General features: G+C 71.7%; 18 protein-coding genes. 6 read left to right on the top strand and 12 right to left on the bottom strand.

Annotation, left to right across the window (positions count from 1 at the left end):
- Positions 1-41: 41 nt before the first annotated feature.
- The 3 genes from MTP10_RS03015 to fbaA all read right to left on the bottom strand — a co-directional run bounded on the left by MTP10_RS03015 (position 42) and on the right by fbaA (position 2889).
- A complete protein-coding gene (locus tag MTP10_RS03015) occupies positions 42-1325 on the bottom strand; it encodes an adenylosuccinate synthase (RefSeq protein WP_310707380.1) in 1284 nt (427 codons plus the stop codon).
- Positions 1326-1424: 99 nt separating this feature from the next.
- On the bottom strand, positions 1425-1832 hold the full coding sequence (locus tag MTP10_RS03010; protein WP_310707379.1) for a DUF3151 domain-containing protein: 408 nt from the start codon (positions 1830-1832) through the stop codon (positions 1425-1427).
- Positions 1833-1866: 34 nt separating this feature from the next.
- Complete coding sequence (gene fbaA / locus MTP10_RS03005) at positions 1867-2889, bottom strand: class II fructose-bisphosphate aldolase (protein WP_310707378.1); 1023 nt, start codon at positions 2887-2889, stop codon at positions 1867-1869.
- A gap of 122 nt (positions 2890-3011) precedes the next feature.
- On the opposite strand from fbaA, the gene MTP10_RS03000 reads away from it, so the two are divergent.
- Positions 3012-3725, top strand: a complete 714-nt coding sequence (locus MTP10_RS03000; protein WP_310707377.1) for a DedA family protein — start codon at positions 3012-3014, stop codon at positions 3723-3725.
- A 36-nt stretch (positions 3726-3761) separates the two neighbouring features.
- Complete coding sequence (locus tag MTP10_RS02995; protein ID WP_310707376.1) at positions 3762-4178, top strand: hypothetical protein; 417 nt, start codon at positions 3762-3764, stop codon at positions 4176-4178.
- Positions 4179-4202: 24 nt separating this feature from the next.
- On the opposite strand, the gene pyrE is transcribed toward MTP10_RS02995, so the two are convergent.
- On the bottom strand, positions 4203-4736 hold the full coding sequence (pyrE, locus tag MTP10_RS02990; RefSeq protein ID WP_310707375.1) for an orotate phosphoribosyltransferase: 534 nt from the start codon (positions 4734-4736) through the stop codon (positions 4203-4205).
- 133 nt (positions 4737-4869) lie between these two features.
- Here pyrE and MTP10_RS02985 point away from each other — a divergent pair, with 133 nt between their 5' ends.
- Together MTP10_RS02985 and MTP10_RS02980 are read left to right on the top strand one after the other, a co-directional pair.
- On the top strand, positions 4870-7770 hold the full coding sequence (locus MTP10_RS02985; RefSeq protein ID WP_310707374.1) for a sigma-70 family RNA polymerase sigma factor: 2901 nt from the start codon (positions 4870-4872) through the stop codon (positions 7768-7770).
- 185 nt (positions 7771-7955) lie between these two features.
- Complete coding sequence (locus MTP10_RS02980; protein WP_310707533.1) at positions 7956-9224, top strand: NYN domain-containing protein; 1269 nt, start codon at positions 7956-7958, stop codon at positions 9222-9224.
- A gap of 11 nt (positions 9225-9235) precedes the next feature.
- Here MTP10_RS02980 and MTP10_RS02975 read toward each other — a convergent pair whose 3' ends face one another.
- The 3 genes from MTP10_RS02975 to MTP10_RS02965 form a co-directional block, all read right to left on the bottom strand.
- Complete coding sequence (locus MTP10_RS02975) at positions 9236-10393, bottom strand: VLRF1 family aeRF1-type release factor (RefSeq protein ID WP_310707373.1); 1158 nt, start codon at positions 10391-10393, stop codon at positions 9236-9238.
- 97 nt (positions 10394-10490) lie between these two features.
- Entirely contained in the window at positions 10491-11120 is a 630-nt protein-coding gene (locus MTP10_RS02970) for a response regulator (protein ID WP_310707372.1), read from the bottom strand.
- Positions 11121-11123: 3 nt separating this feature from the next.
- Entirely contained in the window at positions 11124-15281 is a 4158-nt protein-coding gene (locus MTP10_RS02965) for a HAMP domain-containing protein (RefSeq protein ID WP_310707371.1), read from the bottom strand.
- A 119-nt stretch (positions 15282-15400) separates the two neighbouring features.
- Between MTP10_RS02965 and MTP10_RS02960 the strand changes: the two genes are divergently transcribed.
- On the top strand, positions 15401-16945 hold the full coding sequence (locus MTP10_RS02960) for a SpoIIE family protein phosphatase (RefSeq protein ID WP_310707370.1): 1545 nt from the start codon (positions 15401-15403) through the stop codon (positions 16943-16945).
- A gap of 23 nt (positions 16946-16968) precedes the next feature.
- On the opposite strand, the gene MTP10_RS02955 is transcribed toward MTP10_RS02960, so the two are convergent.
- The 3 genes from MTP10_RS02955 to rho form a co-directional block, all read right to left on the bottom strand.
- A complete protein-coding gene (locus tag MTP10_RS02955) occupies positions 16969-18732 on the bottom strand; it encodes a prolyl oligopeptidase family serine peptidase (RefSeq protein WP_310707369.1) in 1764 nt (587 codons plus the stop codon).
- A 141-nt stretch (positions 18733-18873) separates the two neighbouring features.
- Complete coding sequence (locus tag MTP10_RS02950) at positions 18874-19926, bottom strand: putative RNA methyltransferase (protein WP_310707368.1); 1053 nt, start codon at positions 19924-19926, stop codon at positions 18874-18876.
- A gap of 48 nt (positions 19927-19974) precedes the next feature.
- Positions 19975-21096, bottom strand: a complete 1122-nt coding sequence (gene rho / locus MTP10_RS02945) for a transcription termination factor Rho (protein WP_310707367.1) — start codon at positions 21094-21096, stop codon at positions 19975-19977.
- Positions 21097-21539: 443 nt separating this feature from the next.
- Here rho and MTP10_RS02940 point away from each other — a divergent pair, with 443 nt between their 5' ends.
- The gene (locus MTP10_RS02940) at positions 21540-21683 is read left to right on the top strand and encodes a hypothetical protein (RefSeq protein WP_310707366.1); all 144 of its coding nucleotides are present in this window, start codon (positions 21540-21542) and stop codon (positions 21681-21683) included.
- 35 nt (positions 21684-21718) lie between these two features.
- On the opposite strand, the gene MTP10_RS02935 is transcribed toward MTP10_RS02940, so the two are convergent.
- On the bottom strand, positions 21719-22861 hold the full coding sequence (locus MTP10_RS02935; RefSeq protein ID WP_310707365.1) for a hypothetical protein: 1143 nt from the start codon (positions 22859-22861) through the stop codon (positions 21719-21721).
- Positions 22854-24101, bottom strand: coding sequence for an alpha/beta hydrolase-fold protein (locus MTP10_RS02930; protein ID WP_310707364.1), 1248 nt, complete (start codon positions 24099-24101; stop codon positions 22854-22856). Before MTP10_RS02930 ends, MTP10_RS02935 begins: the two co-directional genes overlap by 8 nt.
- Positions 24102-24141 lie beyond the last annotated feature (40 nt).

Here is a 24141-nt window from a genome sequence, read left to right as displayed (position 1 = left end):
CCCACGGCCGCTCAGGTCAGCGGGCGCAGCACCAGGGTCGCTCAGGTGAGCGGGCGCAGCACCAGGGTCGCGTCACGCGCCGGGCCCACGCCCACCGCGCTGATCGGGGCCCCGCTCATCTTCTCCAGCGCCCGGACGTAGTCCTGCGCGTTGCGCGGCAGGTCCTCGAACGTCTTGGCGCCCGAGATGTCCTCCTGCCAGCCCGGAAGCTCCTCGTAGATCGGCTTGGCGTGGTGGAAGTCGGTCTGCGTCATCGGGATCTCCTCGTGCCGCACCCCGTCCACCTCGTACGCCACGCAGACCGGGATCCGCTCCAGCCCGGACAGGACGTCCAGCTTGGTGAGGAAGAAGTCGGTCACCCCGTTGATGCGGGCCGCGTACCGGGCGATGACCGCGTCGAACCAGCCGCAGCGGCGGTTGCGGCCGGTGGTGACGCCGTACTCGCCGCCGGTCGTGCGCAGCCAGTCGCCCATCTCGTCCTCGAGCTCGGTCGGGAACGGGCCCGACCCCACCCGGGTCGTGTACGCCTTGAGGATGCCGATGACCTTCGTCAGCCGGGTCGGCGGGATGCCGGAGCCGGCGCAGGCGCCGCCCGAGGTCGGCGAGGAGGAGGTGACGAACGGGTACGTGCCGTGGTCGAGGTCCAGCAGCGTGCCCTGGCCGCCCTCCAGCAGCACGAACTTGCCCTCGTCCAGCGCCTTCGACAACACCAGCGAGGTGTCGGAGATGTGCGGCTTGAGCCGCTCGGCGTAGCCGAGGTACTCCTCCAGGACCCGCTCCGGCTCGATGCCGCGGCGGTTGTAGACCTTGGTGAGCACCTGGTTCTTCTCGGTCAGCGCGGCCTCGATCTTCTTGGCCAGGATGCCCGGGTCGAGCAGGTCCTGGACCCGCACACCCATGCGGTAGACCTTGTCGCCGTACGCGGGCCCGATGCCGCGCCCGGTCGTGCCGATCTTGGCCTTGCCCAGGTAGCGCTCGGTGACCTTGTCGAGCGCACGGTGGTGGGGCATGATCAGGTGCGCGTTGGCCGAGATCAACAGCCGCTCGGCGGAGATGCCCCGCGCGGCGAGCCCGTCGATCTCGTCCAGCAGCACGCGCGGGTCGATGACCACGCCGTTGCCGATCACCGGCACCACGTCGGGCGACAAAATCCCCGTGGGCAGCAGGTGCAGAGCGTACTTCTGGTCGCCGATGACCACGGTGTGGCCCGCGTTGTTGCCACCCTGGTAGCGGACGACGTAGTCGACATCGCCACCGAGCAGGTCGGTGGCCTTGCCCTTGCCCTCATCGCCCCACTGGGCGCCCACGAGAACGACAGCCGGCATGGTTCTAGTCTCCCGAGCACAAAACGAAACCCCTGGCGCAAGCGCGACAGGGGCTCTTGCGTAGAGAGACTACCCGAGTATGCCTATTCGTCCCAAGGGCTACCCGGCCAACGCGTCATAGGCGGCCTCGTCGCTGTCCTTGAGGAACTGGACGCACCGCTCGGCCTCGTCCTTCTCGCCGATCGCCTGCGCGGCCCTCGCCAGGGCGTACAGGCAGCGCAGGAAGCCGCGGTTCGGCTCGTGCTCCCACGGGATCGGCCCGTGCCCCTTCCAGCCGCTGCGGCGCAACTGGTCGAGCCCGCGATGGTAGCCGGTACGGGCGAAGGCGTAGGAAGTGACGGCGTGCCCCTGCGCGAAGTACTCCTCCGCGAGCGCGGCCCAGGCCGTCGGGTAGGCCGGGAACCGCGCGGCCACGTCGGAGGGCTTGGCCCCGGCTTCCAGCGCCTCCCTGGCCTCGGGCAGGTCCGGAAGGTACGTCGGGGGCGGCCCGGCGAGAAGGTTGTCCATAGGACAAGTCATACCCGCCGGGCCCCTGACGTGGCTAGGAGATCTTCGTCCCAGCGCTTCCGAGGTGTTCGCACGCCTCACGCACGCGGGTGGCCATCCCGACCTCCGCGGCCTTGCCGTACGAGCGCGGGTCGTAGCTCTTCTTGTTGCCGACGTCGCCGTCGACCTTCAGCACGCCGTCGTAGTTGCGGAACATGTGGTCGGCGATCGGCCGCGTGAAGGCGTACTGCGTGTCGGTGTCGATGTTCATCTTGACCACGCCGTACGAGATGGCCTCCCGGATCTCCTCCAGCGACGAGCCCGAGCCGCCGTGGAAGACCAGGTCGAACGGCTTCTCCTTGCCGTACTTGGCGGCTACCGCGTCCTGGAGCTCCTTCAGCACGCCCGGCCGCAGCTTGACGTGGCCGGGCTTGTAGACGCCGTGCACGTTGCCGAACGTGGCCGCCAGCAGGTAGCGGCCCCTGTCGCCGATGCCGACCGCCTCGGCCGTGGCGAGCGCGTCGCCGGGCGTGGTGTACAGCTTCTCGTTGATCTCGCCGACGACGCCGTCCTCCTCGCCGCCGACGACGCCGATCTCCATCTCCATGACGACCCGCGCCCGCGCGCACTTCTCCAGGAGCTCCTGCGCGATCTCAAGGTTCTCCTCCAGCGGCACGGCCGAGCCGTCCCACATGTGCGACTGGAAGAGCGGGTCGAGGCCGCGTGAGACGCGTTCGAGGGAGATGTCGAGGAGCGGCCGCACGAAACCGTCCAGCTTGTCCTTCGGGCAGTGGTCGGTGTGCAGGGCCACGGTCACCGGGTACTTGGCGGCCACCACCCGGGCGTACTCGGCCAGCGCCGTCGCGCCCGTCACCATGTCCTTCACCGACGCGCCCGACAGGAACTCGGCGCCGCCCGTGGAGATTTGAACGATGCCGTCGCTCCCGGCCTCGGCGAAACCGCGCAACGCGGCGTTGAGCGTCTGGGAGGAGGTCACGTTGATGGCCGGGTAGGCGAATCCGCCAGCCTTGGCCCGGTCGAGCATCTCGGCGTAGATCTCTGGAGTGGCTATCGGCATGATCGTCTCCCTGAGAAGTAAGGCTGCGCGCTGCCCAGTATTACCGTCAGCTACCCCATGTGGTAGTGACAACGCGCCTCGGACCACCCGTCGAGCCCCCGCTCTCCAGGTAGGCTCAGCCTGTGGACTCGCTCTTGAACCTTCTCGATCCGACGTGGTGGCTCACCCTTTTCGGCGCCTTCGCGACGATCGGCGTGCTCGTCATCATCTTCGCCGAGACGGGTCTGCTGCTCGGCTTCTTCCTGCCGGGCGACTCTCTGCTGGTCGCGGCCGGTATCTTCAGCTCCGCGTCGGTGGCCGCCGGCATGGGGATCGAGCCGCTGTCGTTCCCGATGCTGCTGATCGGCGCCCCGCTGTGCGCGATCGCGGGCGCGCAGCTCGGTCACTTCCTCGGGGCGAGGTTCGGGCGGAGGCTGTTCGACAAGCCCGACTCGCGGCTGTTCAAGCGCGAGCACGTCCTGCGCGCCGAGGAGTTCTTCGACAAGTTCGGCCCGGCCAAGGCCGTGGTGCTGGCCCGGTTCGTGCCGATCATCCGCACGTTCATGAACCCGGTCGCCGGCGTGCTGGAGATGCCCGCGAAGCGCTTCCTCCTCTGGAACGTCATCGGCGGCGTGGTCTGGGTCGAGGGCATGCTGCTGCTCGGCCACTACCTCGGCGACAAGGTCGATCCCAAGGCCATCGACAAGTACATCCTGCCGGGCGTCTTCCTCATCGTGCTGATCTCGCTGATCCCCATCATCTTCGAGGTGGTCAAGCGCCGCAGGTCGCCCAAGCCCGCCGGGCCGGCGCCCACGGGCAAGCACCACCGCGTCCCCACGGGCACTGACGGCCCGTAACCGGAACCGGCCCGTTTCGGGAGTACTCTCCGGTGTGTGGGACGCCACAGGTCAGATCCGATGGGCCTCGCCCGCCTCGCGGTCGCCGTTCTGGCGGTCGCCGGGATCGCGACGCTTCTCGTCATCGGCGGGCGCGCGTTGTTCCTGTCGCTCGACGCCCCTGAGCGGGCCGAGCCGCACCGCGCCACCACCGAGCCGTCGGCCGGCGCCCAGGTGCCGACCGTGCGCATCGAGTGCGTGGCCGACACCTGCCCCCTCGTCACGGTCCGGGTGCCGGGCGGAGACGTCCTGCAGTACCGCGACATGAGCAGGGGCGAGGAGGTCAGCTACTTCCAGCCCGAGCTCGACGTGGTCCTCAGCGACGCGGCCACGGTCCGGGTCACGGAGAACGGCAGGCCGCGCGCCCAGGGCAAGGCCGGCGAGCGGGAGGCGTTCACGGTCAAGGCGCCGTAGCGCCGCGCCGTCCGTCCGGGCGGCTCAGAGCCCCAGGTCCGTGAGCGTGTACGCGGTGCGGTACTCCAGGCCCTCCTCGGCCATGCGCGCGGCCGCGCCACGGTCGACGATCGTGGCCACCGCCACCACCTCGGCGCCCGCCTCGCGCAGGGCCTCCACGGCCGTCATCGACGACCCACCGGTCGTCGAGGTGTCCTCGACCACGAGCACCCGCCGGCCCTTCAAGTCGGGGCCCTCGACGCGGCGCTGGAGGCCGTGCACCTTCTGCGCCTTGCGCACCACGAACGCGTCCAGCTCCCGCCCCCGGGCCGCCGCCGCGTGCAGCATCGCGCCGGCCACCGGGTCCGCGCCCAGCGTGAGCCCGCCCACGGCGTCGTAGCCGAGATCCTCGGTGAGGTCCAGCATCACCCTGCCGACCAGCGGCGCCGCCACGGCGTCGAGCGTGATGCGGCGCAGGTCCAGGTAGAAGTCCGCCTCCCGGCCGGAGGAGAGCACCACCTTGCCGTGGACCACGGCCTTCTTCTTGATCTGGGCCAGCAGGTCGTCGCGATCCGTCATGCGCCCAAGCTTAGGGGCCGGCCCTCCGCGCCGGACGACGGCCCGTCCGAGGTAAAGGCTCGCGAGGGGTTTGGCCATGCCCATGGCTGCGGAATGACTCGGCGAGGCAACGAACCGTAATCGCGAGGTGACCATGTGTATCGAATCACCACAGAGCGATGCCGAGCTCCTCGAAGCCGTCAGAGAGGGCGACGCCGCCGCCTACGGGCGGCTCCACGAGCGGCACGCCACCGCCGCCCGCGCGCTGGCCCGCCAGCTCGTACGGGGTGAGGAGGAGATCGAGGACGTGGTGGCCGAGGCGTTCACCAAGATCCTCGACCTGGTGGGGCGGGGCGGCGGGCCCGGGGACGCCTTCCGCACGTACCTGCTGACGGTGGTGCGGCGCACGGTCTACGACCGGGCGCGGATCGAGAGCCGGCAGGTGTCGGCGGACGACACGGAGCGGTTCGACCCGGGTGTGCCCTTCATCGACCCGGCGCTCGTCGGGCTGGAGAAGTCGATGATCGCCCAGGCGTTCCTGTCGCTGCCGGAGCGGTGGCGGGCGGTGCTCTGGCACACGGAGGTGGAAGGCGCCAAGCCCGCCGAGGTGGCGCCGCTGCTGGGACTCTCGCCGAACGGGGTGCCGGCGCTGTCCTACCGGGCCCGCGAAGGGTTGAGACAGGCGTACGTCCAGATGCACCTGTCCGCCTCCTCGGGCTCGGCGTGCGAGCCGGTGCTCTTCAGGCTGGGCGCGCATGTCCGGGGCGCGCTGTCGCGCCGCGACTCCAGGACGGTGACGCGGCACGTGAACGGGTGCCCGCGCTGCCACGCGGTCATGACGGAGCTCGCGGACATCAACGGGGGGCTGCGGGTCGTCATCGGGCCCCTGCTGCTCGGCCCGGTCTTCCCGGGCTACGCCTCGGCCCTGTCCCGGCCTGCACCGGCGCCTCCGTCGTCGGCGCTGGTCCGCGTCACTCCGGCTCCCCGCCGCTCCGCAGCACCCGTCGGGCCGGACACGGCGGCGGTCGAGGCGCCGTTCGGTACGCCGGTGGCCGCCGGGCGCGCGGAGGAGGAGACCGCGTTCTGGGAGGAGGACGGCGGTCTGGCGGACGCGGACGAGGACCTCGAACTCGGGGAGGACCACGACGATGGGACGCGCCGGGACCGGGACGGCGAGAACCGGGCGGGCCGGGATCGGGGCGGCGAGGACCGGGCGGGCTGGGATCGGGATGGCGAGGACCCGGTCCAGGAGCGGCCGGGCGGTCGGGCGGGCGAGGGCTCGGCAGAGGAAGGACGGCCGGGTGGGGAGCGGGAGGCCGGCGCCTGTGGGGCGCGCCGGACCCCGTACCCGCTCGCCTGGCTCCAGCGCGTGGCCGCGAGCCGGCGGGTGGCCGTGGCGGGCGGTGCGGCGGTGGCCGTCGCCGCCGCCACCACCTTCGCCGTCGCCTCCGGCCGCCACGCGGTCGACCGGCCCGCCACCTTCCCCATGGCCCACCCGCTCACTCCGGGGCGTTCCCCGCTGACCGTGACGGAGCCGAACCCGGTGTCGCCGCCCGGCCCGGAGCCCGGGTGGACGGCCGGCGGGGGCGCCCGGCTGCACGCCACGATCGACCCGCTCGGCGCCCTGGTCCGCGCCCGCCCCGGGATCGTCGCGATACGAGTCCGCAACTCCGGAGGGGGGCCGAGTGCGGGCGTGAAGGCACTGGTGGACCTGCCTCCCGGCGTCACGATGATGCCGCCGGGCAGCCGCGGCCACGGCGCCGTGCTCGGCCCCGCCACGGGCCGCGACCTGCTGCCTGGTCGCGGCGCGCTGCCGGGCCGTGACGCGACCTCGGGCCGCGACGCGACCTCGGGCCGCGATGCGACGGCGGGCCGGGACGTGACGCCGGGCGGCGCGGCCAAGCGCCACGGGCGTCGCGCAGCCGTCCCTCCGGGCTCGCGGGAGGCCGTAGGGGCGACGGGCGCGGGCAGTGCGGTCGGCGGGTGGGTGTGCCGGGCCGTCCCCGAGGGGGCGCGGTGCGTCCGGGGAGCACTGCGCGCCGGTGAGAGCACCGTGCTGTTCCTCCGCGTCCAGGTGGCCCCCGACGCCCGGGAGGGCGCGGCTCCGGCCGTACGGGTGCGGGCCGGTCGGCAGAGGACGGCGGCGCGCGCCGCGGCGGGCGTGCGGCTGTCCGGGGCGCCCGCGAGGTTCGCCACGGAGGGCAAGGTGTCGGTCATGGCGGTCGGCAACTCCCTGCTCACCTGCCCCGACGGCCAGACCGGCTGCCCCGAGGCGAGGCGGCGCGAGGGCACCAGACGCGACAACGACCTGTGGTCGATGGTCCCTCTCGACGCCGACCGAACCGCCTCCACCGCCGCGTCCAGCGCCGCGCGCCTGCGCATGCCGGGGCGCGGCAGGGTCGTGTGGGCGGGGCTGTACTGGTCGGCGGGCGGCGGCGTCCCGGGGCCGATCAGGCTGAGGCCGCCCGGTCACAGGAGGTACGAGCCGGTGCGGCCGGACCAGGTGGTGGCCGGCAGGCTGCCGTCGGGGACGGCGTACCAGGCGTTCGCCGACGTCACCGGCCTGGTGGCCAACTCCAGGAAGGACGGCGACTGGTGGGCGGCCGACGCGCCCATGGAGCGCGGCGTGTCCCGGCACGCCGGGTGGAGCCTCCTGGTCATCTCGACCGACCCCGCCAAGCCGTACACCAGGACCGTCGTCCTGGACGGGGCGGCCGTGACGGGCGACGGTAAGGGGCCGCTGCGGCTGCCGCTGGACGGCCTGACGCCGGGCCGCGCGCCGGCGCGGGTGCGGCTGGTGACGTGGGAGGGGGACGCGGAGCTCGGCGGCGACACGGTGTCCGCCGGCGGTGGCCCGCTGGTGCCGGAGGGCGGCGACCGCGACGCCGCGAACCCGTTCGACGGCTCGTCCGGCGGGGCCACGGGGACGACGTTCGGGGTGGACGTCGACACGTTCGAGGCGGAGCTGGGCGACGATCCCGCCCTCACCATTGCCAGCGAGAAAGATGCGATTCTGTTTGGAATTGCCGCAGTCAGCACCCGTACGCGTCAGTAACCATAAACCGGGACAAACTGGTACGGTCTCCCTGAATCGTCTGGCCTATGCCCGGGGCGGTGGCGAATCGTCGGGATTAACCTCGGACGATCACCTGCTTTCACTACCCTGAGAAAGGGCCGCCGAGTCCGGCTCTGACGGTGCAGAGCCTTTGAGGGCGGACCATCAGGAAAGGGGCGGTGTCAGTGGATCGCTGCGCGCTGTTCGTGGACGCCGGCTATCTGCTGGCTGACGGCGCGATGGCCGTGCATGGGACCCGTCATCGCGAGGCCGTCGCGTGGGACTACCCGGGTCTGCTCCAGCTCATGAGCAACCTCGCGCGCGAGCGCACCGGGCTGCCGCTGCTGCGCTGCTACTGGTACGAGGCGACGGTCGAGGGCCGCCGCACCCCCGAGCACGACGTCCTCGCCGACATCCCCGGCCTGAAGCTGCGCCTGTCCCGCATCCGGCCCGGCCGGCGCGAGGGCGTGGACGCCCAGGTCCACCGCGACCTCATGACGCTGGCCCGCAACAACGCGATCTGCGACGCCGTGGTCGTCAGCGGCGACGAGGACCTCGCCCAGGTCGTCTGCGACGCGCAGGACCTCGGCATCCGGGTGACCGTGGTGCCCATCGCCACCGAGGACGGCTGGGCCGTCTCGCGCGCCCTGCGCCAGGAGGGCGACGACCTCATCGAGCTGGGCAACACCCACCTGCGGCCCTACGTCAACCTGGTGAGCGGCGTCAGCGAGGCCGGCAACGGCCACCATTCGCTGTCCAACGGCCGCTCCGCCGCCCACGCCGCGACCCACTCGCTGCCGCCCGCTCCGCCGCCGTCCTCGTCCCTGCCGACGCCGCTGCCGGCTCCGAAGCCGAGCGGCAGCCACGCCGCCCCGCCGACGACCCCGTCCCCCTCGCTCCCGGCGGGCGACGGCCAGCCGCCCTCCGGACGGGGCCAGGCCGCGCCGCCGCCCTCGATGCCCACCTACTACCACCAGGAGCCGCAGGCGCCGGCGACCGGCCCCGTCCCGCAGCAGCCGTCGCAGTCCCCGTCCACCGGGCAGTTCGCCGCGCAGCCGTCCAACGGCGCCTACCAGCAGCCGCCACAGCCGTCACAGCCCCCGCAGCCTTCGCAGCCGGCCAACGGCAGCTACCAACCGGCGCAGTTCGGCGCCTTCACCGGGCCGCAGTCCGGGGTGACGCCGACGCCGCCGTCCAGCTCGCAGGCCACCACACTGGCCGACGCCGTGAAGGCCGCGCACCGCGAGGGACACGACTTCGGCGAGTCGGTCGCCCGTGACGCGCCCGCGCTCTGGCTGGAGGCCGTGCTGGCACGCAAGCCACGCATGCCCTCCGACCTGGAGGCCAGGCTGCTGCAGGGCTCCTCCCTGCCGATCGACTTCCTGCTGCACGACGAGGTCCGCCACGCCCTGCGCCGCGGTTTCTGGGACGCACTGGAGCGCGCCCGCCACTGACCCGGCCTTTTTCACCAGCGCAGCAGCGCGCCCACCCCGTCGTACGCCGTCAGGGCGCCTGCCGCGCCGGCGTGGACGACCGTCACCTCGGCCCCGCTCTCCAACGCCCGCTCGATCATCCGCTCCCCGAGGTCGGGCTCGTCCGTGGTGACCGTGCCGTGCGGTACCTGCTCCGCCGGGTAGAGGAAGCCGTCGGGCCCCCGTGCGCCGCGCCACCGCCCGTTCTCGTCGATCAGCAGGCAGTCCACCCGCCCCTCGTTCAGCAGCGCGAGCGTCTGCCCCAGACCGAGCACGGCGCGCCCGCCGGACCGCGCCGTGTCCACGACCCGCCGGACCAGCGCGGTGTCCCTGCGGACGCGCACCGCGACCAGCTCCGCCGAGACGCGGCTCACCACGTCCCCGGCCGGGCCGTCGGAGATCACCCTGTCCACCTGGACGAGGTCGAGCGGGCGCAGCGCCTCCGCCAGCGTCGAGGTCAGCCGCGGATCGCCGACCAGCAGCACGTCGGCCCAGCGCAGGGCGCCCATCCGGTTGCTGATCTCGGGCGCGATCCCCTGCAGGTAGCGGACCAGGCTCTCCTCGGCGCGCCGCCGGAAGCGCTCGTGGTGCGCCGACGAGCGCTGCTCGGTGCCGGCCCGCCCGGGGCCGCGCATCTCCCGCCAGTCGTCGCTGTCCAGCTCGTACGAGGACCGGTACACGTCCTCCGCCATGCCGTACCGGTAGTCGATGAGCCGGACGCCGTCCCGGCTCACCACGGCCACGCCGGCGGGCGCGCTGGTCGCCATCGCGGCGATCATCGGCCGGACGTACGCCGTGGACTCCAGCACCGCGCACGTGCCCACGGGCACCTGGAGCGACGTCCGGTGGATCTCACCGGTGCAGACCGGGGCGAACAGCGCCCGCCCGAGGCCGGGCGAGGCCGGGTCGACCAGCCGGGCGATCTCGGGTTCGAGGGCTTCCAGGTGCTCCAGGACGGTGGCGCGCCGGACCCGCTCCGGCCAGGCCGACACCCTGGCGCGTATCGCGGCGAGGTCGTCACGCAGCCGGATCTCCCACGCGGGCCTGATCCCCGGGTCCACCCGCGGCCCCGCGTCCACGTAGAGCGAGACGACGCCCATCTCGTCCTTCATCGCGACAAGCTCATGGAGGAAGCCATGATCGTGCAGCACGTCGGTTCTCCTCTGCGTCGGCCTCATTCCGACTCTAGAGAACCCGAAAAGGCACAAATCCCCACGTTAAGGGATATTGTCCCCGGTTTTACGGATGTCAGGACAGCGCGTCGAACCCGGCCCGCAGGTTGGTCACCCGCTCGGCCAGATCGCCCAGCGGGATCGTCAGCGCCGGGTCCTGCGACTTGCGCGCCAGCTCCCGTACCCTGGCCAGCTCCTCCTCCACGGCGGTCAGCCGGCGCGACAGCTCGGGCAGCACCGCCGCGGGGTCGCCCGCGCCCGGCGCCAGCTCGCCCGCCATCCGCTCGCGCAGCATCGACGACTGCTCGGCCAGCCGCTTGTTCATGTTGTACAGCTCGATGAACACCGCCACCTTCGCCCGCAGCACCCACGGGTCGAACGGCTTGGTCAGGTAGTCCACGGCGCCCGCCGCGTAGCCCCGGAAGGCGTAGTCGGGGGCGCTGTCGACCACCGTGAGGAAGATGATCGGGATGTTGCGCGTCCGCTCGCGCCGCTTGATGTGCGCGGCCGTCTCGAAGCCGTCCATGCCCGGCATCCGCACGTCCAGCAGGATGAGCGCGAACTCGGTGTTGAGCAGGGCCTTGAGCGCCTCCTCGCCCGACCGGGCGCGCACCGGCACGAGGTCGAGCGAGCTGAGGATGGCCTCAAGGGCGATCAGGTTCTCCTCGCGGTCGTCGACAAGGAGGATGTTGGCTCGATCCGTCATGGATCACGCCCCTTCGGCTGAGTCCGTGGTGGTGGACACCCGCCCACGGCTGAGCCAACCGCGCAGTCGTTCGAGCAGGCGGTCCACGTCGACTGGCTTGGGCACGTAGTCGGACGCGCCCGAGGCGATGCTCTTCTCACGATCGCCCCGCATGACCTTAGCGGTCAACGCGATGATCGGCAGATCGGCGAACTGCGGCATGCGGCGGATGGCCGACGTCGTGGCCCAGCCGTCCATCTCCGGCATCATGATGTCCATCAGGACCAGCGCGACGTCCTCGTTGCGTTCGAGCTGCTCGATGCCCTCGCGCCCGTTCTCGGCGTAGACGACCGTCGAGCCGTGCCGCTCCAGCACGCTGGTCAGCGCGAACACGTTGCGGATGTCGTCGTCCACGATGAGGATCTTCGCGTTGTTGAGCGGGTCCTCGCCCTGCCACTGCGGCGTCTCGGACGGCGTCTCGACCAGCTCGGGCAGCTCCATCGGCATCGGCGGCTCCGGCGCCGGCTCCTCGACCGGGGTGGTCATGAGCTGCCGGCGGCTCGCGTCGCCCTCGGCGGCGGCCAGCGGGCCGCTGTAGGAGGCCGGCAGGTACAGCGTGAACGTGCTGCCCTCGCCGAGCTCACTGTCCACGTGGATCTCGCCGCCCAGCAGCCGGGCGATGTCGCGGCAGATCGCCAGGCCCAGGCCCGTGCCGCCGTACTTGCGGCTGGTGGTGCCGTCAGCCTGCCGGAACGCCTCGAAGATCAGCTCCCGCTTGTCCGGCGCGATGCCGATGCCGGTGTCGACCACCTGGAACGCCAGCAGGTCCGGGGCCTCGCGCAGCGTCTCGTCGTCGAACACCACGCCGCGCGGCGCGACCGCGACCCGCAGCCTGACCTCGCCCTTGGGGGTGAACTTCACCGCGTTGGACAGCAGGTTGCGCAGCACCTGCTGCAGGCGCTGCTCGTCGGCCAGCAGCTCCCTCGGGACGTCCTCGGCCACGTCCACGGTGAACGCCAGCCCCTTGTCGGCGGCCAGCGGCGCGAAGGCCGCCTCCAGCAGGTCCACCATCTTCGGCAGCGACACCTGGATCGGGTGGATGTCCATCCGGCCCGCCTCGACCTTGGACAGGTCGAGCATGTCGTTGATGAGCTGGAGCAGCGCCGAGCCGGCCCCGTGGATCGTGCGGGCGAACTCGACCTGCTGCGGCGTCAGGTTGCCCTCGGCGTTCTCCGTCAGCAGCTTGGCCAGCACCAGCAGGCTGTTGAGCGGCGTGCGCAGCTCGTGCGACATGTTCGCCAGGAACTCGGACTTGTAGCGCGAGGACACGGCGAGCTGCTCGGCCCGCTCCTCCAGCGTGCGGCGGGCCTGCTCGATCTGGAAGTTCTGGATCTCGATCGCGCGGTTCTGCTTGGCCAGCAGCGCCGCCTTGTCCTCCAGCTCGGCGTTGGAGCGGCGCAGCTCCTCCTGCTGGCGCTGGAGCTCGTCCGAGCGCTCCTGGAGCTCCCGGGTGAGCCGCTGCGACTCGGTCAGCAGGTCCTCGGTGCGGGAGTTGGCGATGATCGTGTTCATCGTGACGCCGATGGTCTCGACGAGCTGCGTCAGGAAGTCGAGGTGCACCTCGCCGAACGGCGTGAACGAGGCCAGCTCCAGCACGCCCAGCACCCGGTTCTCGAACAGGATCGGCAGCACCACGATCTGCGCCGGCGTCGAGGAGCTGAGCCCGCTGTCGATCGTGACGTAGCCGGGCGGCACGTCGTCGAGCACGATGTGCCGGCCCTCGGCGGCGGCCTGGCCGACGATGCCCTCGCCGACGGCGAAGCGCTGGCGCGGGCCGCGGTCGGGCCGCACGCCGTAGCCGCCGATCAGCAGCAGCTCGTGGTCGCCCTCGGGATCGACGCTGTAGAAGGCGCCGTAGCGGGCGGAGACGAGCGGCGTCAGCTCGCTCATCGTCAGCTTGGCCACCTCGAACAGGTCGCGGTGGCCCTGCATGAGCCGCGAGATGCGGGCCAGATTGGACTTGAGCCAGTCCTGCTCCTGGTTGGCCTGCGTGGTCTCGCGCAGGTTGGCCACCATCGAGTTGATGTTGTCCTTGAGCTCGGCCAGCTCGCCCTGGGCCTCGACGGCGATCGAGCGGGTCAGGTCGCCCCGGGCCACGGCGCTGGTCACGGTGGCGATGGCGCGCACCTGCGTGGTCAGGTTGCCGGCCAGCTCGTTGACGCTCTCGGTGAGGCGCTTCCACGTGCCCTCGACGCCCTCCACCCGGGCCTGGCCGCCGAGCTGGCCCTCCGAGCCCACCTCGCGGGCCACGCGGGTCACCTCGGAGGCGAACGAGGAGAGCTGGTCGACCATCCGGTTGATGGTGGTCTTCAGGGCGAGGATCTCGCCCTGCGCGTCGACGTCGATCTTGCGGGTCAGGTCGCCGTTGGCGACCGCGGTGGTCACCTCGGCGATGTTGCGCACCTGGTACGTCAGGTTGTTGGCCATGAAGTTGACGTTGTCGGTGAGGTCCTTCCAGACGCCCGACACGCCCTGGACCCGCGCCTGCCCGCCGAGCTGCCCCTGCGTGCCCACCTCCCGGGCCACCCGGGTCACCTCGTCGGCGAACGACGAGAGCTGGTCCACCATCGTGTTCAAGGTGTCCTTGAGCTGGAGGATCTCGCCCTGCGCGTCAACGGTGATCTTCTTCGACAGGTTGCCCTGGGCCACGGCCGACGACACGGCCGCGATCTGCCGCACCTGGGAGGTCAGGTTGTTGGCCATCGAGTTGACGTTGTCGGTGAGGTCCTTCCAGACGCCCGACACGCCGCGGACCTGCGCCTGCCCGCCGAGCTGGCCCTCGGTGCCCACCTCCCGGGCCACGCGGGTCACCTCGGAGGCGAACGAGGAGAGCTGGTCCACCATCGTGTTCATCGTCGACTTGAGCTCCAGGATCTCGCCCTGCGCGTCGACGTCGATCTTGCGGGTCAGGTCGCCGTTGGCGACCGCGGTGGTCACCTGGGCGATGTTGCGCACCTGGTAGGTCAGGTTGTTGGCCATCGAGTTGACGTTGTCGGTGAGGTCCTTCCAGACGCCCGACACGCCCTTCACCTCGGCCCGGCCGCCCAGCTTGCCCTCGGTGCCCACCTCCCGGGCGACGCGGGTCACCTCGTCGGCGAACGACGAGAGCTGGTCCACCATCGTGTTGAGGGTGTCCTTGAGCTGGAGGATCTCGCCCTGCGCGTCAACGGTGATCTTCTTCGACAGGTTGCCCTGGGCCACCGCGGTCGCCACGGTGGCGATGCTGCGCACCTGGCTGGTGAGGTTGTTGGCCATGAAGTTGACGTTGTCGGTGAGGTCCTTCCACACGCCCGACACGCCTGTCACCTGCGCCTGGCCGCCGAGCTGGCCCTCGGTGCCCACCTCGCGGGCCACCCGGGTGACCTCCTCGGCGAACCCGGAGAGCTGGTCCACCATGGTGTTGACGGTGTTCTTCAGCTCGAACATCTCGCCCACGGCGTCGACCGTCACCTTGCGGCTCAGGTCGCCCCTGGCCACGGCGGTGGTCACCACGGCGATGTCGCGCACCTGCGCGGCCACCCGCGAGGACATCGTGTTCACGGCCTCGGTCAGGTCGCGCCAGCTGCCCGACATGCCGCGCAGGTTGGCGCTGCCGCCCAGCCGGCCCTCGGTGCCCGCCTCGCGCGCCACCCTGGTCACCTCGGAGTTGAACAGGGCGAGCTGCTCGACCATGCCGTTGATCGCCTTGCCCAGGCGGCGCACCTCGCCGCGGGCCGACCGGTCGAGGTCGATGCGCCGGGACAGGTCGCCCTTGGCCACGGCGTCGATCACGTCGGCCGCGCCGCTGACCGGGCTCACCAGGGCCTCGATCAGCATGTTCACCGACTCGACGCCCTCGGACCAGGCGCCCACGCCGGGCCCCGGCGTCAGCCGCTCGCCGAAGCGGCCCTCCTTGACGATCTCCTTGCGCACCCGGGTCAGCTCGTTCGCCAGGTGCTCACGGCGATCGGCCACCTCGTTGAGGAGCAACCGGACCTCACTGAGGATCCCCGGCTTGGCGTGGGGCACACGCCGCCGGAAGTCGCCGTCTCGCCAGGAGAACAGGGTCTCCAGGATCGGGACGAGATCGGCCTCGCTGTAGACCTTCTCCTCAGATACAGGTGCGGTCCTGACCGTGGTCATAGGCCCTCCTTGACGCGCGGGGTGCCGCTTGAGTGGTTCAAGTCTGTCACGTTGTGTAGCCCGTAGTCCTGTCCTTGGATTTACCCCAAGTCACCGGGAAGTGTGGTAGGCACGTGGGGATGACTGCTTCTCCTCAGGCCGTGCTGGCCGCCACATTCGCGCCCGGCGAGACCGCCGTGCCGGCCGCGATGCGGTTCACGCGCGAGGTGATGACCGCCTGGGCCGTCGGCGGCGTGCTGCTGAACACGGCCGAGCAGGTCACCGGCGATCTGGCGGAGCAGGTGGTCGACGAGCCGTTCGAGGTCGTGTGGAAGCACTTCGGCGACGCCGTGCAGGTGGAGCTGAAGCAGCGCAACGCCCCCCAAGGTGATCCGAAGGCGCCCTCTGCGGCGGTGGCGGAATGGGGGATCACCTTCTCTCGGGATGGGCACGTCCACTGGGCACGTCTCACGCTACCCGGCTTCACGGAAACAGTCGTCTCCGATCGCCCGTCGGAGGGCTCGCGGGGGCCGCACTGGCTGGGGTTCCTGGCCGACGCGAGCGACCTGCTCGCGGGCACGCTCAACCCCGACATGGTGCCCGCCATCGTCGCCCAGGTCGTGGTGCCCAGGCTGTCGAGCTGGTGCGCCGTCTACACCGCCGACAACGCAACCGGGCCCATGCGCCTCGTCTACGTCTGGCACGCCGACGAGGCCCGCATCGACGGCCTGCGCCAGGAGCTGGACGGCGTGGACGTGGACTCGGCCGGCACGCAGCCGTTCATCCTGCACCTGGGTGACTCCCAGGTGCTCACGGTCCCGCTGACCGCCCGCGGGCGCAGCCTCGGTGTGATGTGCCTGGGCCGCTCCGACCGCTTCCCGGACGAGGTCATCCAGCTCGCCGAGGACATCGGCAGGCGCGCGGCCCTGGCCATGGACAACGCCCGCCTGTACGCGCAGCAGGCCGCCGCCAACCGGGCGCTCCAGCGCAGCCTGCTGCCGCCCAACGAGCCGGAGGTGCCCGGCCTCGACTACGGCGTCATCTATGAGGCGGCCGGCGAGGTCAACGAGGTCGGCGGCGACTTCTACGACCTGTTCAAGGCCGGCGACGACTCGTGGCGGTTCGCGATCGGCGACGTGTGCGGCACCGGCCCCGAGGCGGCGGCGGTGACGGGCCTGGCGCGCCACACGCTGCGGCTGCTCGCCCGCGAGGGGTACGGCGTGGCCGCCGTGCTGGGCCGGCTCAACCAGGCGATCCTGGAGGAGGGGGAGCGGGCCAGGTTCCTGACCCTGCTGCACGGCGACATCACGCCGGTGGAGACGGGCCTGGAGATCCGGATGGTGTCGGCCGGCCATCCCGAGGCGCTGCGTCTCAAGGCCAACGGCCAGGTCGAGTCGGTGACCACCCCTCAGTCGCTGCTGGGGGTCTTCCCCGAGGTGGTGTTCGAGGCCGACACCATGCACCTCGACCACGGCGACGTGCTGCTCGCGGTCACGGACGGCGTCACCGAGCGCCGCTGCGGCGACCGCCTGCTCGACGACGACGGCGGCCTGGCGAAGCTGCTGGGCGAGTGCGCGGGCCTGTCGGCGCGGGCGGTCGCGGAGCGGATCCGGCGGGGGGTCGCCGACTTCGCCGTCGAGCCGAGCGCCGACGACCTCGCCATCGTGGTCCTGCGCGCCCGCTGAGCCGCCGCACCCGGGTCGGGCGGTCAGTGGCGCAGGTGCTTGCGGGCGAACTCCAGTTGCAGGCTCATCTGCGTGATCCGCTCGGCCACCACCAGCGAGCCGCGCACGGCGTCGTAGGTGTAGACCTCGTACGGCCGCCCGTGCTCGGCCAGCTTGGCCACGTACTTCTTGATCTGGCGCAGCGGGCAGCGCGTGTCGTTCTCGCCGGCCAGGATGAGCACCGGGCTCTCGACCCGGTCGACGTAGGTGATGGGGGAGCTGGCGGCGTAGCGCTCGGGCTGCTCGTCGGGCGAGCCGCCGAGCAGGGCGCGGTGGTAGGCGCGCAGGCTCTCGGCCTCGTCCTCGTACGAGGTCTGGTGGCAGGCGATCGGGACGGCCGCGATGCCCGCGGCCCACAGGCCCGGCTGGGTGCCGAGGCCGAGCAGGGTGAGGTAGCCGCCCCACGCGGTGCCGCTCAGCAGGATCCGGTCAGGGTCGGCGACGCCGCGCCCGACCACCGTCTCCCGGACGGCCGCCACGTCCTGTAACTCGATGTGGCCGACGTCGCCTCGCAGGGCGTCGCGCCAGGCCGAGCCGTAGCCCGTCGAGCCGCGGTAGTTGACCCGCACCACGGCGAACCCGGCGTCCACCCACGCCGCGACCTCGGGGGAGAAGGCGTCACGGTCGTGCGCGGTGGGGCCGCCGTGCAGCATGAAGATGGTCGGGAACGGCCCGCCGCCGTGCTCGGGCCGGGAGACCAGCGCGTGGATCCGCCCGCCGGGGCCGGTGATGTCGAGGTCCTCCACGGGCACGCTGGGCGGCGCGGCGGGGCCGCCGGCGTTGATCACGACCTGGCCGTTGGTCGACTTGATGACCGGCGGGCGGGACGCGCTCGACCAGGAGTACTCGACGTGACCGGCGGGGCGCGGCGCGGCCTCCTCGATCACGCCGTGCGGCGTCTCGATCGGCGTCAGGCCGCCGCCTCCCAGGTCGTAGCGGTGGAGGTAGGTGCGTGCCCGGTTGTCGCGCAGGATCAGCAGGCCCCGCCCGTCGTGGTACCACTCAGCGGCCAGGTCGCCCGAGTCGCGCAGCCAGATCTCGCGCTGCTCGCCGGTCACCGGGTCCCAGACCAGGGGCTCCTGCCGGTGGCGGCGCTCGTGCAGGGCGAGCAGCCGGCGGTCACCGGCCACGGGGGCGAAGCGGAGGCCGATCACGCCCTTGCCCGGCCCGTCGTACAGCTCCCGGACCGTCTCGCCGCTCTGGCGCACCACACGGAGCGCCGGGTGCCGGAAGTCGCCGTACTCGCCGTGGTTGATGGCGATGAGCTCCCCGTCGAGGGACATGTCCGCCACCCAGGCGGCCTCGGGGTGCTCGTAGAGCAGGTGGGAGGGCTCGCCGGGCCGTACGAGATGGATGCGGAAGGTGCCCTCGCTGGCGAGGCTGATCGCGGCGAAGCCGGTGCTCGACAGCGCGATGCCGCCCGGCTGGCCGGGCGGCAGGCCCGGCGCCACGAGCTCGCTCGGGCCGCCGTTGAACGGCTGCCGCCACCACACGCCGAACTCGTCGCCCTCGGTGTCGGCGAACCAGTAGATCCACTGGCCGGTGGGGTCGATGGTGGCGTGGGCGGTGCCCTTGGGCCGCTCGGTGACCTGGCGGGTGGCGCCGTTGGCGCGGTCCCAGGTGTAGACCTCCCAGGTGCCCGTGGCGTTGGAGCGGTAGACGGACCTGCTCGGTGCCTGGCGCGCCCAGATCGGCAGCGTCATGCGCGACGCTCGGAACCTGGCCTGCCAGCGTTCCTCGGCCTTCATCCGGCGCGCCCCCTCCCTCTGCCGCCCGCCTCCGGCCGCGGGTTGCCGTCCAGTATTGCTCCTGTATCGCGGAAATACTCGCCGAATGTAGGGGAATTTCGGGTTAAATGCCTCATGAGCAACACCAGCCCCACATGTCCGTCAAGGAATGGTCCTTGACTTCGGCGCCGCCTCGAAGACGGACAGGTGAAAGGCGGCCCGCGCCACCGCTTTTCCCGGGTTTCCCGCGGCTCTCGCCGTGGCTCCCGCCGTTGTCCCGGTGCCGCGCGCGATATATGCGGCGATTCGTTCGTCCAGCTCCGCGGGGTCCGTGTGCCACGCACTCGGGCCCATCCGCACGACCTCGGCCACGCCGTGGCGGTCCAGCTCCATGTCGAAGGTGATGGAGCGCCGATCCACCTCGGCGAACCCCTCCATGCCACGCGCCAACCGCCGCTCCTTGTCCTCGTCGACGGAGAGCAGCCCCAGCTCCTCGACGAGCGGGCTGAGATGCGCGGGCGCGGGCGTGACGACGACCACGGCTCCGCCGGGCCGCAGGACCCGCAGGAACTCCGCCGAGTTCCTGGGCGCGAAGACATCCATCACCACGTCGGCCACCCCGCTCCGGATGGGCAGCGGCCGCCACACGTCAGCCACGAACGCTCCCAGCCTCGGATGCGCTCGCGCCGCCCGCCGGACGGCGTGCTTGGACACATCGAACGCCACTCCGATGCTTCTGTCGACCGCCTGGAGCACGCTTGCCAGGTAGTGCCCGGTGCCCGCTCCGGCGTCCACGATCACCGGCCTCGGCGCGTCGCCGGGCACCTGCCCGACCGGCTCCGCCCGGTGACCGGGATCCATTCCGGGACCACCGTACGCCTTCGCCGTCGCCCCGTCCTCCGGCTCAGCGAAGCTTTTCTCACGAATCGCCGTTCCTGCGCTCTCCCGGCCGACCGTAATCCGCATATCTACACATTCGGCGACAGCTTCGACAAGCGGCGCGAAATGCCCAGTGCTCAAGAAATCCGCGCGTGCGGCGACCATCTCGGCGCTGTCGGCCGTCCCCGGTACGCGTGATCCCACGAGCAGGCTCACGTATCCCTGCTTGGCGATGTCGAACGCGTGCCCGTCGCCACATCGGACGGCACCCCGGTCAATGGTCACCGGTTCCCGGCAAATAGGGCAGGCCAGAAATTCGATGATGTCAGCGAGCATGCCGCTATTCTTCCGGCTGCCGGCCGGGGCCGCCTCCGAGGGGAGGGGTCAGGCGGCCGCCGCGTGGAGGAAGTCGGCGTTGCTCGTCGTCTCGCGGAGCTTGCCGATCAGCAGCTCCAGCCCCTGGTTGCGGTCGAGCGCGGCCAGCATGCGGCGCAGCCGCCACACGACCCGCAGCTCGTCGCCGGGCAGCAGGAGCTCCTCGCGCCGCGTCCCGGACGCCTCCAGGTCCACGGCCGGGTACAGGCGGCGCTCGGCCGAGTCCCTGGCCAGGTGGAGCTCCATGTTGCCGGTGCCCTTGAACTCCTCGTACAGGCTGTTGTCCATGCGCGAGCCCGTGTCCACGAGCGCGGTCGCGAGGATCGTGAGGGAGCCGCCCTCCAGCACGTTGCGGGCGGCGCCGAAGAAACGCTTGGGCGGGTAGAGCGCGGAGGCGTCGATGCCGCCGGTGAGGACGCGCCCGCCGCCGGGCGCCAGGTTGTTGTAGGCGCGCCCGAGCCGCGTCAGCGAGTCGAGCAGCAGGACGACGTCCCGGCCGGCCTCCACGAGCCGCTTGGCGCGCTCGACGGCCAGCTCAGCGACGGCGGCGTGGTCGCGGTCGGGGTGATCGAAGGTCGAGGAGAAGACCTCGCCGCGGATCGAGGCGCGCATCTCGGTGACCTCCTCGGGCCGCTCACCGACGAGGACGACCATGAGGTGGACCTCCGGGTGGTTGCGGGCGACGGCGGCGGCCAGGGCCTGCAGGACCATGGTCTTGCCGGCCTTCGGCGGGGCCACGATGAGCCCGCGCTGCCCCTTGCCGATCGGCGCGAACAGGTCGATGACGCGGGTGCTGAGCGACTCGGTCTCCAGGCGCAGCCGCTCGGACGGGTGCACGGGGGTCAGGTCGGCGAAGGCCGGCCGGTCGCGCCACTCGGCGGCGCCGTTGACCGACTCGACACTTACCAGCTTGCCGCCCGCGACGGAGGCGGCGACATGGTCGCCGTGGCGCAGGCCGAGCTGCCGGGCCCGGTCCGGGAGGACGCGGACGTCGCCGGGGCCGGGCACGTGCCCGGCGCGGATGAAGGCGTCGCGCTCCCGCAGGTCGAGCAGGCCGGTGACCTGCCGTACGGGTGCGCCGGAACGCTGCTGGGGAACGGAACGTTGCTGGGGGAGGGTGTGAACAGACATGATGGGGCCCCTTTCAAGGGCAGGCAGGACGGAGGTCCGGCGGCCAGGGCTCGTACACGGAGAAACGCCGTGTGACCCGGCGGGGTGGGATGGTCGCGATCCGGCCCGACGAAAGAGGGCGGTTCGCGGAGAAAAACCGGCGGAGCGGTAGCTCAACGCCAATCGGAACGTATCACACGTTCTGAGCCATGCAACGCCTAGCCCGCATGGGCTATTCCCGGGCTGTTCTCGTGTCGTAGCACGCCGGACGACCTGCGCGGCCGTAACAATGTTCTTCTCGCGACGCCGTCGAACGACACCGAGGCCGTCGAACGACGCCCATGCGGCGTGTACGACGACATGGAACGCCCGGCCGTGCCGCGGCATCGTGTCAAGCGTGATGCAGGGCTCCTGCAATCCGGCCAGGTTTTCCTGTAGGCGAGCAGCATTCCAAGGGGGATCCCATGAAGACCAGCACCTGTTGCCCTCAGTGCCACCACGAGCTCGACGAGGGCCCGATCATGTACCGGTGCGCGCACTGCCGCCGCACGGTCTACGCCGCCGACCTCGACAACGAGTACGTGCCGCGCACGCCCGTCGCCGCCTAGGAGCAGGTGTCCGAGGCCCAACGCGGCCGAAGCCGTCAGGTCGTCCGGCGACCGCTCCATGCGCGCACGTGCGACGCGTCGAGGAGTTCGGCCCCGTCTCCGAGCGGCAGCGCCGCGGAGGTCCTGCCCTCGACGAACCGGTCGAGGAACGCCAGCGTGAGAGCCCCCACGAGCCGGGTGACGCCCTCCCCGTCCACGGGACCGAGATGGTCGAGGCGCTGCTTGCCGGGCAGCAGCGCCAGGTCCGTGAAGTCCCGGTGCGCGGCGTCGGCGATCTTGACCCGTACTACGTCTCCGCGCAGCCCCGTCCGGCCGAACTCCTCGTAGAACAGGTGGCTGTGGTGCACACGGCCCTGGAAGTCCGCGTACAGCCCGAGGATCGGGACGCGGGCGGGGCGGCCGAAGAGGTCGGCCGCGAGGTGCATGCCGTCGAGGTTGACGGCGGCGCGGGCGCGCGGGTCTGCCTGCGCGGCGCTCGCGGCGGCGCTCCCGCCGAGGGACATTCCCATGTACGTCAGCCGCGCCAGGTCGCAGGCTCCGGCGAGGTCGCCGAAGGGGCCGTCCGGTGTCGCGGCCGACAGCGCGTCGCCGACGGCGATCATGCGATCGCGCCACTGCCGTACGAGCGGGACTATCTTGCCGCTCTCCCAGAGGTCGGCGTACCAGTCATGGCGGGCGTCGAGGTCGGCGCCGAGCGACGTGAGGCGCTCCAGCCGAGAGAACAGGTCGACGGCCGCGGCGAAGATCGGCTCCCTCGGTCCGAGCCGCGATCCGTCGGGCCGCGCGGCGAACCCGCCGCCGCGTTGCAGCACGCTGACGACGACGTAACCGTGGGAGGCGAGTTCGGTCATCAACGCGGTGTTCTGGGCGGGGTACAGGTCGGCGCCGTGGGAGTACACGATCGTCGGATGGGGTCCCGGCACGGCGGGTGCGTCGCGGTGGTCGTGCGTGAGCGCCGCGGCGAGCAGGGCCGTGGTGGTGTCGGGCGGCCAGGTCGGGTTGCGGCGGGCGGTCCACTCCAGCAGCAGGTCCCGCTCGCTGCCGACCGCGTACGGCCGGGGCCGGCCCGTCGCCGCCGCCGCGGGGTACCAGACTCGCATCAGCAGCGGGCCCGTCTCGATGTCCCGGACGCCGGCCAGGCGAGGGCCGGTGGGGCGGGGAAGGCGTACCTCAGGCATCGGCGCCGTCCCCCCTCAGCCAGATCAGCCCGTCGCCGAGACGGCTGCGCCACCAGGTCTCGTCGTGGCCGCCGGCGAACTCGCGGTAGCGGTGGTCGTAGCCCTTGAGCGCGAGCACGTCGCGCAGGTGCCTGCTGGCGTGGATCTGGCCGGGCGTGGCGGGCGGCGGCCCCGTCTCGAACGCACCGACCTCCTGGTAGATCCGGATGGGCACGCGGTCGGCGCGCCGGAACTCGTCGATGAGCGCGGGCGTCCTGGACCTGGCGCCGACGACCGTGTCGGCCGGATTGGAGGCGGGGTCGGCGAGGCAGAGGTAGGCGCGCAGGGTGTCCGGGTCCCACCAGGCCGATCCCGACAACATGAGCACGCCTCCGAACACGTCAGGGTGCTTGAGCCCGGTGTAGGCCGCGCACAGCCCGCCCAGGCTGCGGCCGGTGATGACGGTAGCCGCCGGGTCCTCGGTGAGGGGGTGGCGCCGCCGCGCCCAGGGCAGCAGGTCCTCGGCCAGGTGGCGAGACCATTCCGGGTTGCAGGAGAGTTCCTTGCCACGGTCGCCGTTCTGGACGAACAGCGCCGCCGTCGGCGGGATCAGTCCCTCGGCGTGCAGGTTGTCGAGGACGGTGCTCGCACTGTGGCCGGCGTAACCGTCGAGCACGACCAGAACGCCCAGGGGAGCGCCTGGCTCGTCGTGGCCCGCCGGGATGTACGTCCACACCTTCCTGCCGTCGTCGTACACCCCCTCGGTCACCGTTCCCCTCGGGACGTCGGGGCGCAGGTCGGTCCACGACAGCGGCTCGGCGTCCGGGCACACCAGCACCGACTCCAGCGGCGGCACGCCGCGCGCCATCTGAGCGGCGAAGTCATGCGGTTCGCGGACCCGGGCGTACGGGTCGGGGACGCGCTCGGTCCCGGACGCGTCGGCGACCTCGAAGCTGTAGGTGGTGCGCACGTCCGCCCTGATCCTCCAGGTGAGGAACCAGGTGGCGGTGCCCGGCACCGGCAGCAGAGAGCGCCGGTGCGGCGGGAGCCCGCTGACCGTCTCGTTCACCGTGACCCGCTCGACCGGCCGGTCCGCCTTCCACAGGAAAGTCACCAGGCGGGTCCGCGGGTCGTCGGGGCACGTCTCGATCAGCGGCGTGCCGCCTGACCGCAGCTCGGTCCACAACCGCGCCTCGCTCCCGACCGGATCGTCCGACTCGAACAGAGCCTTGATGCCCGGGCTGAGCACGTCGTCCCCCATGTCGCCGGTCTCCCCTTCTCGCTCGCCTGTCTGGCTGAAC

Origin of the sequence: Nonomuraea sp. 3-1Str (genome assembly GCF_031570565.1) — a bacterium.
Classification (GTDB): Bacteria; Actinomycetota; Actinomycetes; order Streptosporangiales; family Streptosporangiaceae; genus Nonomuraea.
This window is presented reverse-complemented; position numbering and strand designations above follow the sequence as displayed.